The sequence below is a fragment of the Nitrosomonas limosa genome, from assembly GCF_054188085.1.
The window spans coordinates 1,069,363-1,082,279 of record NZ_CM135180.1 but is presented as its reverse complement, the minus strand read 5'-3'; the positions used below and the strand labels follow the sequence as shown (position 1 = coordinate 1,082,279).

Sequence of the window (12,917 nt, the reverse complement as noted above, 5' to 3'; positions counted from 1 at the left end):
GATTCCTCCCTGATGTTCCGGTCTTAATCAATGGTTTCATACATTACGCTAAGTGAAAAAATAAAGCCATTAATTAGCGATTTGGCAAACAGCTTCTTGATCTTCAGTGCTATGCGCAGCATCGATACGGTATAATAATCTTTTATTTCGTTGACTGATAAAATCATGTTGCAAGGGATTAACCTCGCTTGTGTTCGCGGGGACCGTGAGTTGTTTAGGGATATAAATTTTTCTGTTGAAGCAGGTTGCCTAATGCAAGTCAGTGGTCCTAATGGCAGCGGTAAAACCAGTTTGCTCCGGATGCTTTGCGGGTTATCCAATCCGGCCGCAGGTGAGATTCTCTGGCGTAATGCGCCCATTCGAACGCTGGAAAATGAATTTTTTGCAGATATGACTTATATCGGACATCTAAGCGGTACGAAAGATGATCTTACTGTCAATGAGAATTTGCGCATAGCAAGCGTTTTGGCGGGAGTTGAAATCAGTATTTCACAAGCTGCGGAAGCGCTTGCTTTTCTGGGATTAGGTGGCAGAAATAATTTGCCGGTTAAAGTGTTATCGCAAGGCCAGCGGCGGCGCGTAGCATTGGCGCGCTTGCTGGTTTGTAAAACTACTTTATGGATTTTGGACGAACCGCTGGTTGCATTGGATGTAACAGCTGTTCAGTTAATAAAAGAAATATTGGAGCGGCATTTGCAGCAGGGTGGCGTTGTAGTGATGACGACTCATCAGGAAATCGATATCGAGGCTTCTTCTAAAATGCAATTGCATCTGGCTTAGTAATTATATGTTTATTTGGATCATTAAGCGTGACCTATTGTTGGCGGTACGGCGGCAATCCGATGTGTTCGTAACGCTATTTTTCTTCATAATTGTAGTGAGCTTATTTCCGCTCAGTGTCGGACCGGAGATGAATTTGCTCCGGACAATGGCCCCCGGTGTTGTGTGGGTAGCAGCTTTGTTGGCATCTATGCTATCGCTTGGCAGAATGTTCTCTAACGATTACTTGGATGGTACATTGGAGCAAATGCTGTTATCCCCACAATCTTTGTCAATTCTTGTGCTTGGTAAAGCATTTGCGCATTGGCTGGTGTCAGGTGTTCCGCTCGTGCTGATGGCACCTGTGCTGGGTATTCAATATGATTTACCGGTTGATGCATTGCTGGTATTAACAGGAGCTTTATTGCTGGGAACGCCTGTGCTAAGTTTGATAGGGGCCATCGGCGCGGCATTAACGCTTGGATTGAGAGGCGGCGGTGTATTGGTATCTCTTCTGGTGCTGCCTTTGTATATTCCAATCTTGATTTTTGGAGCGGGTGCAGTTGAAGCTAACATGGCGGGTATTGCATTTGATGCGCACCTTTCGTTAATCGGTGCGTTCCTGTTGGCATCACTTGTTTTTGCCCCCTGGGCGGCGGCTTCGTCGCTACGTGTTTCTTTAGAATAGCGTGAAAACGATCAATTCGATTGATTGACTTGCCAGAGATTTGTGTTCTTATTCGGTATGCATTCTTCATTTTTTGCAGTATTTTTTCTTGATCATTTGCTTTGTTGCGATGTTTGTAAGTAAAGAAAGCAATTTTTGATTTTTACTTTTTGGTATAGAATTAGCCGCTGCACAAATCGGGTAAGTAATAGACATCATTAAAATTTATTATGAAGGTTGTTAATATATAAAATGGCGATTAATTGGTTCAAATATTCGTCTCCTGCCAGTTTTTATACGCTTGCGGGAAAAATGATCCCAATATTTGTCATAGCTGCGGTGATTTTTTTAGTAGCGGGGCTTTATATCGGTTTTTTTGTGGCACCGACAGATTTTCAGCAAGGTGAAGCTTATCGGATTATATTTATCCATGTTCCGGCTGCTTGGATGTCAATGTTTCTATATGTGGTAATGGCTTTCTGGGCTGCAATAGGCTTGGCTTTTAACACGCGACTGTCTTCCATGTTTGCGACTGCAATCGCACCCACCGGTGCCATGTTCACTTTCCTTGCACTATGGACGGGTGCTTTGTGGGGTAAACCCATGTGGGGCACGTGGTGGGTATGGGACGCTCGATTAACTTCAGAATTGATCCTGTTTTTTCTATATATTGGTTTCATGTCTCTGCAAGCGGCAATTGACGATCCGCGTCGGGCTGATAAAGCAGGTGCGATCATTGCGATTGTCGGTGTGGTTAATATTCCAATTATTTATTTCTCGGTTCAATGGTGGAACACCCTGCATCAAGGAGCATCGGTCAGTATCAATCAAGCGCCTGCGATGGCAACAACGATGTTAACCGGGATGTTGATTATGGTGCTTGCAAGCTGGATGTATTCCATTGCAGTCATATTAAAGAGAGTGCGCGTAATTATCCTGGAGAGAGAAGGCCATTCAGCTTGGGTAATGGAACTGCAAAAGAAGGGAGCAATTTAATGAATTGGTCAAGCTGGTCGGAATTTTTTTCAATGGGTGGGTACGGATTGTATGTCTGGGGTTCCTATGCGGTGACATTTGTTTGTATCGTTGCCGAGGTATTGTTAATTTCAAATCGGCGTAGAACTTTGGAAAAACAATATGGTCACATTCACGACTTAAATATAACAGAGACTAAAAATGAAACCCCGTCATAAAAAGCTTGTAATTATCGCCTCTAGTGTAACTGCATTGGGATTTTCAGCAGTTTTAGTATTAAATGCATTCCAAAGTAACTTGGTCTTTTTCTTCAGCCCGACACAAGTTGTTGCTAAGGAAGCGCCAATAGGTAAAAGTTTTCGTATCGGTGGTCTGGTTGCGGATGGCAGTGTGAAACGCGAAGATGGTTCAACAACGGTGCATTTTGCAATTACCGATACTGCGGAAACAATACCGGTCGTGTACACCGGAATTTTGCCCGATCTGTTTAAGGAAGGTAAGGGAGTCGTTGCACAAGGGAAAATATCGGATCAAGGTGTATTTCTTGCAGATGAAGTTCTCGCAAAACATGATGAGAACTATATGCCCCCTGAAGCTGCTGAAGCTTTAGAAAAAGCAGCTAAAGCTCAAAAAGCATCTCTCATGCAATAATTTTTTCAAGGTAGCTAAGCCTTTGGAAATTTATTTTTTAATCCTGAAAGATTTTCAATTGGTACAAAATCATGATTCCAGAAATAGGTAACTTTTCATTAATTCTCGCTCTTTTGTTAGCCACTATACAAGGAACACTTCCTTTAATTGGTGCGACACGAGGCATTCCTTCCTGGATTGCTCTCGCCAGACCCGTTGTGCAAGGGCAATTTGTGTTCGTTTTGATTGCGTTCTTATGCTTGGCTTATTCATTTGTTAGCAGTGACTTTTCAGTATTGAATGTCGCGAAGAATTCAAATACGGAATTACCACTTCATTTCAGGATTGCGGCTACTTGGGGGTCGCACGAAGGTTCTTTATTGCTTTGGGTGTTAATGTTGGCCAGCTGGTCTGTTGCCGTCAGTATTTTCAGCAAGCAATTGCCGGATGAAGTAGTGGCGCGAGTACTTGGGGTGCTAGGGCTTGTTGCGATTGGTTTTTATGTATTTATGTTATTTACATCCAATCCTTTTGATCGTTTGTTGCCCGCAGCACTTGAAGGAAGTGATTTGAATCCTCTACTGCAGGATGTTGGCATGGTGGTTCATCCACCCATGTTATATATGGGATATGTCGGCTTTTCAATTGCATTTGCGTTTGCGATCGCAGCTCTATTAAGTGGGAAATTAGATGCTGCATGGGCTAGATGGTCTCGTCCTTGGACGATTGTAGCTTGGGTGTTTTTGACATTTGGTATCATGCTGGGAAGCTGGTGGGCTTATTATGAACTGGGTTGGGGCGGTTGGTGGTTCTGGGATCCGGTTGAAAATGCTTCATTTATGCCATGGTTAGTCGGGACTGCCTTGGTTCATTCATTGGCGGTAACAGAAAAGCGCGGAAGTTTCAAAAGCTGGACGGTTTTGTTAGCTATCAGTGCGTTTGCGCTTAGCTTATTAGGGACCTTCTTGGTGCGCTCGGGCGTGTTGACATCTGTGCATGCATTTGCTACTGATCCAGCACGCGGCATTTTTATTCTGGCTTTCCTGGTTATTGTGGTTAGCTGCTCACTGGTACTGTTCGCCTGGCGCGCTCCTAAAGTCGGCTTGGGCGGTAAATTCGACTTGCTGTCCCGGGAATCAATGCTGTTGACAAATAACATATTGTTATTGGTTGCCGCGGCCAGTGTATTTTTGGGAACGCTATATCCGCTCATTATCGATGCGCTTGGTTTGGGTAAATTATCGGTGGGGCCTCCTTATTTTGAAGCTGTTTTTGTTCCGGTCATGGCGCCCGCAATATTTCTCATTGGTGTCGGTCCCATTTCAAGATGGAAGCAAATGAGTCTGCCGACTTTGGCTGTGCGTTTACGTTGGGCATTTGCGGTGAGTGTTGTTTCTGCATTGACCGCTCCCTACTTTATGGGTGAATGGAAGCCAATGATCAGCTTCGGGTTATTGTTAGCGTTTTGGATTATTGTTTGTATATTTGTAAGTATCAAACACCGGGTCAGCAATAGCAGTGAAGGTAACTTACTAGTTAGATTAGTGAAGCAATCGCGGAGTTTTTATGGAATGCACCTGGCGCATTTAGGGGTTGCGGTATTTATTATTGGCGTGACATTGGTCAATGGTTACGAGACTGAAAAAGATGTGCGGATGGAGATTGGAAGTAAAGTAACAGTTGGGGGTTATACCTTCCAGTTCAACGGTACCAGTGATGTTGTGGGTCCCAACTATAAGGCAGTACGCGGGGATATCGCTGTTATCAAAAACGATCAATTTATCCGCAACTTGTATCCCGAAAAACGTACTTATAATGCATCCGGTATGGCCATGACTGAAGCAGCGATTGACACAGGATTATTCCGGGATCTGTATGTTGCCTTGGGTGAACCGCTTACGAATGGAGCCTGGGTTGTCCGCGCTTATCATAAGCCATTTGTCGATTGGATATGGCTTGGATGTTTGTTAATGGCAATTGGAGGAGTTACTTCCATTACAGACCGGCGTTATCGTCTGAAAATAACTAAAAAGAATCAGGTGGCCACTAAAGATGAAGAAGCTGAAAAATCAGTAGAAGAAGGTTCATCTGTTGCTGTACCGTCTGCAAGTAAAGTCAGTCTGGTAACGGAGTCAAGCAAAGTATGATGCGTTATTTGATTCCGCTGTTTGCGTTTATGGTGCTGGCGGTTTTTTTGATGATTGGTCTAACATTAAATCCGCGGCAAGTGCCATCGCCGCTGATAGATAAACCAGCACCAAAATTTCAACTCAATCAGCTTCATGATTCCGCTAAAGTCATGTCATCCGATGATAATCTTGGGAAGGTCTGGATGTTGAATGTCTGGGCTTCCTGGTGTGTCGCCTGTCGTGATGAGCATCCGCTATTGGTGCAGTTGGCCAATGTTGGTATTGTGCCGATTTATGGTTTGAATTATAAGGATGACCGTGATACTGCGTTGCAATGGTTAAAACGCTACGGCGATCCTTATCAGATCAGTATTGTTGATTCCGATGGCAAAGTAGGGATTGATTACGGTGTTTATGGCGTTCCAGAAACTTATGTAATCGATAAGAAAGGAATTATTAGACACAAACACATTGGCCCTGTAACTGTCGATTCTTTGGAAAAAACAATCCTTCCTCTCATAAAAGAATTGCAAAATCAAGTATAAATAATTTGAGAAGGAATTGTTTTAACAATGACACATTATGTACCTTGCAAGTTAATAACAAAAAGCTTTGTTTTTTTGTTGTTTTTGATAATTTTTTTGACTCCATTCGTCAGCTGGGCAAAGGAAGCTATACCCGTTGCGGAAGATCCGGAAATTGAAAAGCGCATGCTGGCACTCACGATGGATTTGCGATGCTTAGTTTGTCAAAACGAACCCATTTCAGATTCACGCGCTGAATTTTCAAACGACATCCGACGTGAAATCCGTGAACAAATCAAAGCCAATAAAACCGATGACGAGATAATCCAATTTCTGGTCGATCGATATGGAGATTTTATTCTTTACAATCCTCCCATGAAGCCGACCACAATATTATTATGGTTTGGTCCGGTCATACTTTTTTTGATCAGCCTCGGCTCATTAGTATTTTATTTGAGACGACGTCGAGTTCAAATTGAAGAAATATCACTGTCACAAGAACAACGTGAGAAAGCGGAAGCACTGCTAAAAGAAGATAATAAAGGTAAAGACGAATGACTGCTTTCTGGACTATTTCTGGAATTTTTATTGTTACAGCGTTGTTGTTCGTTATCCCAACGCTATTAAGAAATAAAAAGAACCTCGCAAGAGATATTGAGCATGATGCTGTTAATATTACGGTATACCGGGATCAAATTGCCGAACTCGATAGGGATTTACAGAACGATATTTTAAGCCAAGAGCAATACGATAAAAGCAAGCTTGAGCTGCAGCAGCGAATGTTACAGGACGTTGTTGAACAAGAAAAACTTATTCCTCAAAAAAACAAAAAATATCAAAATATACTCGTTTCAATCTTTATTGCGCTTGGATTCCCCTTAGCAGCTGTGTATTTGTATTTAAACATTGGCGATACTCGTGGATTGTTACCGCAGGCTCAGCTTGCCAGCGTAACTAATATGAATCGCGGTGGAGGTGGCAATGGTCCTTCCGAGATGGGCGGGCATGATTTTTCCGCTGCATTGGAGAATCTTATAGCTAGGTTAAGCAGTAATCCTGAAGATATTGAAGGTTGGGTGATGCTAGCGCGTACCTATACAGCAATGGAACGCTATAATGAAGCAAGCAGCACCTTCGCTAAATTAAACGAACTGGTTCCTAATAACCCTCAAATACTGAGCGATTATGCTCGGGCCTTGGCACTAAAAAATCAAGGCACTTTAGCAGGGAAGCCAACTGAACTGCTCCATGAAGCGCTAAAAATTGATCCGCTGTTTCCCCCAGCACTGGCATTGGCTGGTCATGCCGAATTTGAACAGGAAAAATATCAGGACGCATCTGGATATTGGGAAAAGTTGTTAACAACCATTCCTCCGGATTCTCCGCTAGCTAAATCTGTTAAAGATAGTATCGCTGAAGCCAAGCTGCTCTCTCTTGGTGGAAAAGCAGGAGCGCATGAGCAATCAGAACAACCGGTTGAGAAGGTAGAACAAAAAGATGTTGTCACTGCTCAACCAGACAAAATTGCTGACAACAACGAAGCAACAAACAAAGCAGCATCGTCAGGCTCGGTTTCTGTATCCGGTCAGGTAACAATACGATCTGAATTGGCTGCAAAAGCTTCGCCAAACGATACGCTGTTCATTTTTGCTCGCGCCAAAACCGGACCCAAAATGCCGCTTGCGATTCTTCGTCTTAAAGCGAGTGACCTACCAGCAACATTTACTTTGACAGACGATATGGCAATGACGCCTGCCATGCGGATGTCGAGTTTTCCTGAAGTCATAATAGAAGCGAGAATTTCAAAATCCGGCCAGGCTGTTCCTTCAAGTGGCGATCTTCAGGGGTTTAGTGAACCCGTTCAGCTGGGCTACAATAACATTGCAATAGTCATAGATACTCAGATTCCGTAATCACGATGGTAAAAATTGGCCAGAGCGTTGAAAACTTTACCTTACCCTCGACAAGCGGGGGAGATTTCAACTTGTCTGATTATCTGGGTAAGAATGTCATCATTTATTTTTATCCTAAAGATGATACTCCTGGATGTACAACCGAGGGACAAGACTTCCGGGACAATTGGGAAGCTTTTAATCAAAAAAATTCTGTGATTGTTGGCATTTCACGCGATAGCATCAAATCACACGAAAGTTTTAAAACCAAAATGCAATTTCCTTTCGAACTATTAAGTGACAGCGATGAAATTGTCTGTAATTTGTTTGATGTCATGAAGATGAAAAATATGTACGGTAAACAAGTTCGTGGGATTGAGCGCAGTACATTCATTATCGATGCTCAGGGAGTTTTAAGAAAAGAGTGGCGCGCCGTTAAAGTACCCGGGCATGTCCTAAAAGTTCTGGCTTCTATAACATAGCGGATTGAAACGAAAGCGGATTCAAGTAAAACTCCCTATCAATATTTCCGATGCTCATCAAGCAATTGCCTGGAGGTATCTTAGGGAAGCATAACTTTAAATTCAAGAACCTGTCGTGTGATGAGGTGATTCAGTGGGTTAAGGTGCTTCTTATCAGCGATAGTCCAGGAAAGTGCTGGTATTCCACGCTTCTAGATTATTTAGTCGGCCCTGCAAAATTCACATGACCGTGGTGGTAGCTTTGTATACAAGAAAGCTTCGCCCATATATGGTTGTTTTGCGCGGAAGCGGTTGATCAACTGCAGCAAGGCAAAGGGCAACAAAATACCTTTTAGCCCCAAGCGGAGTACTGCCCTCATCAGCCAGCGCAGGTTGTATCCCGCCGCACACAACACAGCATGGAGCGCATCTCCCAACTTGCCCTGCAACCAGCAGCGGTCCATTCGGTGATTCGACTTTAAATGCCCAATCGCAGGTTCCACGGCCTGACGACGTTTGAGCCAGCGCCGCTGCGGCATTGTGAGTGACTTGTACTTGCCACGATGGATGATGTTCACGTCCGGGTTGTCGGTATCCACGCCTCGAAATCCGAGATCGACAATGACCTTCTTCGGCGTTGATCCTGCGTTTTCGAGTAACGTCTGTGTCTGTGTGAGTTGCTTATGAAGGATATGGCCATCGTAGGGATTGCCGGGGAAGGTTTTTGCACCGACCATCAGGCCGTTCTTGTGCGTGATCGCAATGCTGGCTTTAACGCCGAACTCGTAAGGCTTGCGCGCCTTGCCCTTGCCGATACATTCGACTTCCGGGGCATGCAGTGCGTAGAGTTTGTTTTTGTCTTTCGGTTGCTGCTGGTGAATCCGCTGTACTCGCTCCAGCAGCGTGTTCAGATGTTGGAACGATGCGGAGCACTCCAGTTCTGCCGTCGCCAGTTTCCGATTGATCTCTCGCAGCACGATACCAAGGATCGTGCGTTGGCGTTTAACGGCTTTGCGCATGCGGCGCAATTCCTTGCCTTCCTTGGCGTAACTCTGCTTCAAGGTGATGCCGCTTCGTTTGGCCGCCTGTACGATTTTGCTGCGCGCAATTTCCAGCAAGCGACTATCCACCGGATGCGCAATCGCTTTTTCCTGTACTGTCGTATCGACGATGACACGTTCGAATTCAGCCGGTTTGACCACCTTCGCTCGCACAGCTGCGTCAATGGTTGCTTGCAGCAGCTTTTCGACACCGGACTCACCAATCGCGGTGCGAAAGCGGCCTATCTGAGTAGCATCACAGGGCAGCTTCGGTGTGTAGTACGCCTGCCCGCTGAAATACTGCCAGACCACATTCTCGGACCAGCGAATCACCAGTTCTTCATCACTCAGATTGAATGCGTGCTTCAGATACAGCAAGGAAGCCATCAACCGGATGGGCAAACGAGGCCGGCCCGCAGCACTCACTCCTGTGCCCGCAGTCGCTAACGTTGTACCGAAAATATCGCTGAACTCTACCATGCGGCCTTGACGATTCTTGCGCTCGAAAGCTGGTGCAAGGGCTGCTTCAATAGCGGGCCACGGTAGTCGATTTGCCAATACCGCCAAGGGATGGTGCAGATCGATCATCTGGTCGAGACGTGCACGAAAAAAATCATCAGTCGGCATTTAAATTTCCTCTAATTCCCTCAGGTTTTGATGCCTATATTATAATTTCCCAGGGATTTCAGCGTTTGCTAATTCGCATGAATTCCAATATTTATAGGGTCTCCAAGTGTTTTGCAGGACTGACTATTTAGTCGCCCCTGAAAAAGTATCAGACAACAGTTGTTGATCTGGAAAAGCCGCCCGAGGAAACGGCTACCTATCAAAATGCATACCCTTGTAGTTTAAATTTCCATCAAGGAATCCGTTCTCGCCACGGGAAAAAGAGCCAAAAAATGGCCAGCAGCCATTGTTTCAGATTCCAGGCGCAAGCAGCCATCAGCAGGTTGATGCGATCACCGACAGCGCCTTTCAGATAGTTCCTTGCCATTCGATAATCCGACTTCAGGTGACCGATAATGGGTTCAATCGCGGCGCGCCTCCTGCACTGTTTTCGCTTCCTGTCTTTCTGGTACCGGGTATCCTTCTTGAGCGCCTTTCCGGGCAAAATGATCTGGGTTCCATTGACTTCACGTTTGCCGCGGTAGCCGCGATCGCATACGGCCTGCCTGGCAGCTTTCCCTCGCGAAATCTCAACATGTCGCAATATCTCCGGTAATGTATGGCTGTCATGCAGATTCTGTTCGTGACTGACAACCCCGACAATCAGATTGCCTTTTGCGGTACTGGCTATCGATGCCTTGCTGCCGTATTCATATTGTTTGTGGTCTTTTCCCTTGGCGACACAGTACACTTGCGGTTCGTGCAATGAGTAGATCTTGTTTTTATCGTTTTGTTGCTGCCGTAATACTCCCTCATACCGTAGAAAATCCTTTTGGTAGCATTCAAACAAACAGTATTGCGGCAGTTCTCTCCTGAGCTCCCGCATCAGAATACCTGCAATGGTTCTGAGTCGCTTCAACGCTCGTTTCGCTTTCGCTCTTTTCTTCACATGCCGGTAGTGCCGGATATCCAGGCGCAGTGACTTCACTTCTTTGACAAAAGTACGCCGCTGTAAAATACCATGGGATTTGGCAATCTTGTTGAGGCGATTGATAATTTTGATCGCCAGTTTGCTATCCGTTGGGTACGTGATGTTCTTCTCATGCACGGTCGTGTCAATATGAATGACGTCTTCCAGCGCCGATTCCCCATGCAAACCAACGCTCATCCGGAAAATCCGCTCTACGCCTTCCGCGCCTATGCGCTTACGAAAATGTACCAGCTCCGTGCTATGACAAGGCAACTTCTGCTGGAACTCTTTCATGCCGCAAAAAGCCTGGTAATAAGGATTACGCTTCCACTGCAGTACTATCGATTCGTCACTCAAATTCTCTAACTGTTTTAGAATCAATAACCCAACCATCAAACGGATCGGCTTACTCGGTGCTCCTGTCGCTGCTGTGTAATGAACCGAAAATGATTCCTCAAATCCTTGCCACGGTATCGCTGATGCAAGCTTCAGCAATGGATCACCGGGATCAAGCTGCATCAGTAAATCTGTTCCAAACAGATTCGGTTGATGAATCGTACTGCTATTTCTTAGCATTTTTAATCACCATTTCGACCAGAAATACAGCACTATTTTAACATTCCAGGTCGTTATGATCACTAATGAACAGTGTATTTATAACTAATATCAAGTGCTTAGGAATATTTCAGGACCGACTATTTACAATTCAATGAGTACTCGAAACTATCGGAATAGCCGTGGTAATCGGTGATATGAAAGCCCAATTTACCGGACGCGCCGAAAAAGAATTCGCAGAGCAGTTCCTTAGAATCAAAATCAAAAATAACATTTAGGCCAAGGTCTGTGGGTTCCAGCTTTATGATTGAAAGTGTCATGTACTTCGTTACCCGGTCTAAAAATAGACCGGTAAAGTCGATTCCGTCTAACGTCATCTTGAATGTGTCCCAGTGGAGATCGGCCTTTCTGTCCCAGTCATAAATCTCCAGAATGTATTTATCTTCCGTACTAAACGGGGAATCGCCCTTAAGCGAAAACCAAATAACGGGAGATCGGCCAAGCCAGAGAGGTGCCACAGCCACGCCTGAGCCACCTTTTGTGTCACTGACCGTAAATTTCATTTCGTAGGCATAACCATAAGGATAGGGGGGGCCATCGGCTTCGAAAATCAGCTCGCGCAGCTGCTGATAGCTGGTGTTAAATGTGACGGATAAACGGGTGTCTGTACGTTCCATAGTGACGTTGCCGTTATTGAGCAGCTCCATGAATTTGACCATGAAGACCCCTGATACATCTTCATAGTCTTGATCGATTAATTTCTTCTCGATTTTTAGCGTCGCAAAATCGATATCCGAGATACCATCCCTATCTTCAAATACGATACCCCAAGTGACGATCGGGTTGTTAACCGCACCCGAGATAAAGGGTGTGTCGTTATCATTGAAGAATTGAATGGTCGGTGATTCATTGCCCTCCGAAATTCCGCATTTATTGTTAATCAAAGTCTTTGCTTTTGCGATAAGGTTCAGAAAAATTTCAATCGCGACATCTTTACCGGTTTCGTTGCCAGGTGCGGTTCCACCAGTGATTTCGATAATATTTCCTTCATATAGAGCATAGCCTTTAAAATTGAAGAGCGCTGTTTGCGCACTGGTCCTGAACGTGCCAAACAACCATCGATCGGTTTCTTTTAATAAATAACGCGCTGTCGTTGTTTCTGAAAATGAATTCAATCGGATTGGATTATTAAAATCGGTAACGGCACTCGTTTTGCTCGGGTAAGACGCGATGTTCACCCGCACTGACCAATTGGCATCGGGATGGATGGCCGGTGAACCGAACCAGGTAACCGGAACGCTGGTATTTATACCATTCAGCAATTGCAAACGCGGCGTGTTATCAACGGTCATAAATCCCAGCGGATCGCCTCCAAGTGCAGTGGCGTCGGTGTTAGACCAGTTGCTGACCGGCAGGCATTCGGATTGCACGCTCATCGCCATTGAACTCAACAGGATAAAGCACAGCAGTTTGTATGGGAGGAATGCAGGGACGTTGGCAAATCGAGCCAATCCGGACAAAAAACTTAAATTGAACACTGGCGCCTCCCGCAAAATTAAGAAATTGAGGACTATGCTCAATACTAAATTATATTAACCAAGACGTATTTGATGTGTATCAAGGGTAGGTGATTGCTTGAAAATAATTGTAATTCAATGAATTAAACTCTCTCAAGAAAATCATGAATCAAGCACTGCAACATGAGATTC

The 12,917-nt window shown here is 44.8% G+C and carries 12 protein-coding genes and 1 pseudogene; 10 read left to right on the top strand and 3 right to left on the bottom strand.

The window, feature by feature from the left end:
* The first annotated feature begins 165 nt into the window (after positions 1-165).
* The 10 genes from ccmA to ACV7NC_RS04785 all read left to right on the top strand — a co-directional run bounded on the left by ccmA (position 166) and on the right by ACV7NC_RS04785 (position 8,058).
* Positions 166-780 (top strand): cytochrome c biogenesis heme-transporting ATPase CcmA, encoded by a 615-nt coding sequence (gene ccmA, locus ACV7NC_RS04830; RefSeq protein WP_458154841.1) that lies wholly within the window; start codon positions 166-168, stop codon positions 778-780.
* Between the two features lie 7 nt (positions 781-787).
* Positions 788-1,447 carry a heme exporter protein CcmB gene (ccmB, locus tag ACV7NC_RS04825; protein ID WP_458154343.1) on the top strand — a complete coding sequence of 220 codons (660 nt, stop codon included), beginning with the start codon at positions 788-790 and terminating at the stop codon, positions 1,445-1,447.
* Between the two features lie 231 nt (positions 1,448-1,678).
* Positions 1,679-2,422, top strand: coding sequence for a heme ABC transporter permease CcmC (gene ccmC, locus ACV7NC_RS04820; protein ID WP_458154839.1), 744 nt, complete (start codon positions 1,679-1,681; stop codon positions 2,420-2,422).
* Positions 2,422-2,619, top strand: a complete 198-nt coding sequence (gene ccmD, locus ACV7NC_RS04815) for a heme exporter protein CcmD (RefSeq protein WP_458154342.1) — start codon at positions 2,422-2,424, stop codon at positions 2,617-2,619. The genes ccmC and ccmD overlap by 1 nt, the downstream gene beginning before the upstream one ends.
* Entirely contained in the window at positions 2,603-3,052 is a 450-nt protein-coding gene (gene ccmE / locus ACV7NC_RS04810) for a cytochrome c maturation protein CcmE (protein ID WP_458154341.1), read from the top strand. Before ccmD ends, ccmE begins: the two co-directional genes overlap by 17 nt.
* Before the next feature lie 71 nt (positions 3,053-3,123).
* Positions 3,124-5,178: a heme lyase CcmF/NrfE family subunit gene (locus tag ACV7NC_RS04805; protein WP_458154340.1), complete on the top strand. Its 2,055-nt coding sequence runs from the start codon at positions 3,124-3,126 to the stop codon at positions 5,176-5,178.
* Complete coding sequence (locus ACV7NC_RS04800) at positions 5,175-5,705, top strand: DsbE family thiol:disulfide interchange protein (RefSeq protein ID WP_458154339.1); 531 nt, start codon at positions 5,175-5,177, stop codon at positions 5,703-5,705. The genes ACV7NC_RS04805 and ACV7NC_RS04800 overlap by 4 nt, the downstream gene beginning before the upstream one ends.
* A gap of 27 nt (positions 5,706-5,732) precedes the next feature.
* Positions 5,733-6,242, top strand: a complete 510-nt coding sequence (locus ACV7NC_RS04795) for a cytochrome c-type biogenesis protein (protein ID WP_458154338.1) — start codon at positions 5,733-5,735, stop codon at positions 6,240-6,242.
* Complete coding sequence (ccmI, locus tag ACV7NC_RS04790; protein WP_458154336.1) at positions 6,239-7,597, top strand: c-type cytochrome biogenesis protein CcmI; 1,359 nt, start codon at positions 6,239-6,241, stop codon at positions 7,595-7,597. Before ACV7NC_RS04795 ends, ccmI begins: the two co-directional genes overlap by 4 nt.
* A 5-nt stretch (positions 7,598-7,602) precedes the next feature.
* Entirely contained in the window at positions 7,603-8,058 is a 456-nt protein-coding gene (locus ACV7NC_RS04785; RefSeq protein ID WP_458154335.1) for a peroxiredoxin, read from the top strand.
* Positions 8,059-8,258: 200 nt separating this feature from the next.
* Here the strand turns inward: ACV7NC_RS04785 and ACV7NC_RS04780 are convergent, their stop codons facing one another.
* The 3 genes and pseudogenes from ACV7NC_RS04780 to ACV7NC_RS04770 form a co-directional block, all read right to left on the bottom strand.
* Positions 8,259-9,704, bottom strand: coding sequence for an IS5 family transposase (locus ACV7NC_RS04780; RefSeq protein ID WP_458152483.1), 1,446 nt, complete (start codon positions 9,702-9,704; stop codon positions 8,259-8,261).
* Between the two features lie 123 nt (positions 9,705-9,827).
* A pseudogene (locus tag ACV7NC_RS04775) lies at positions 9,828-11,229 on the bottom strand (IS5 family transposase).
* Between the two features lie 119 nt (positions 11,230-11,348).
* Positions 11,349-12,746, bottom strand: a complete 1,398-nt coding sequence (locus tag ACV7NC_RS04770) for a hypothetical protein (RefSeq protein ID WP_458154334.1) — start codon at positions 12,744-12,746, stop codon at positions 11,349-11,351.
* Between the last annotated feature and the right edge of the window lie 171 nt (positions 12,747-12,917).

Excerpts from the sequence above, each read along its gene's own strand:
- ccmA (WP_458154841.1), top strand. The coding sequence starts at position 166 with ATGTTGCAAGGGATTAACCTCGCTTGTGTTCGCGGGGACCGTGAGTTG.
- ccmB (WP_458154343.1), top strand. The coding sequence starts at position 788 with ATGTTTATTTGGATCATTAAGCGTGACCTATTGTTGGCGGTACGGCGG.
- ccmC (WP_458154839.1), top strand. The coding sequence starts at position 1,679 with ATGGCGATTAATTGGTTCAAATATTCGTCTCCTGCCAGTTTTTATACG.
- ccmD (WP_458154342.1), top strand. The coding sequence starts at position 2,422 with ATGAATTGGTCAAGCTGGTCGGAATTTTTTTCAATGGGTGGGTACGGA.
- ccmE (WP_458154341.1), top strand. The coding sequence starts at position 2,603 with ATGAAACCCCGTCATAAAAAGCTTGTAATTATCGCCTCTAGTGTAACT.
- ACV7NC_RS04805 (WP_458154340.1), top strand. The coding sequence starts at position 3,124 with ATGATTCCAGAAATAGGTAACTTTTCATTAATTCTCGCTCTTTTGTTA.
- ACV7NC_RS04800 (WP_458154339.1), top strand. The coding sequence starts at position 5,175 with ATGATGCGTTATTTGATTCCGCTGTTTGCGTTTATGGTGCTGGCGGTT.
- ACV7NC_RS04795 (WP_458154338.1), top strand. The coding sequence starts at position 5,733 with ATGACACATTATGTACCTTGCAAGTTAATAACAAAAAGCTTTGTTTTT.
- ccmI (WP_458154336.1), top strand. The coding sequence starts at position 6,239 with ATGACTGCTTTCTGGACTATTTCTGGAATTTTTATTGTTACAGCGTTG.
- ACV7NC_RS04785 (WP_458154335.1), top strand. The coding sequence starts at position 7,603 with ATGGTAAAAATTGGCCAGAGCGTTGAAAACTTTACCTTACCCTCGACA.
- ACV7NC_RS04780 (WP_458152483.1), bottom strand. The coding sequence starts at position 9,704 with ATGCCGACTGATGATTTTTTTCGTGCACGTCTCGACCAGATGATCGAT.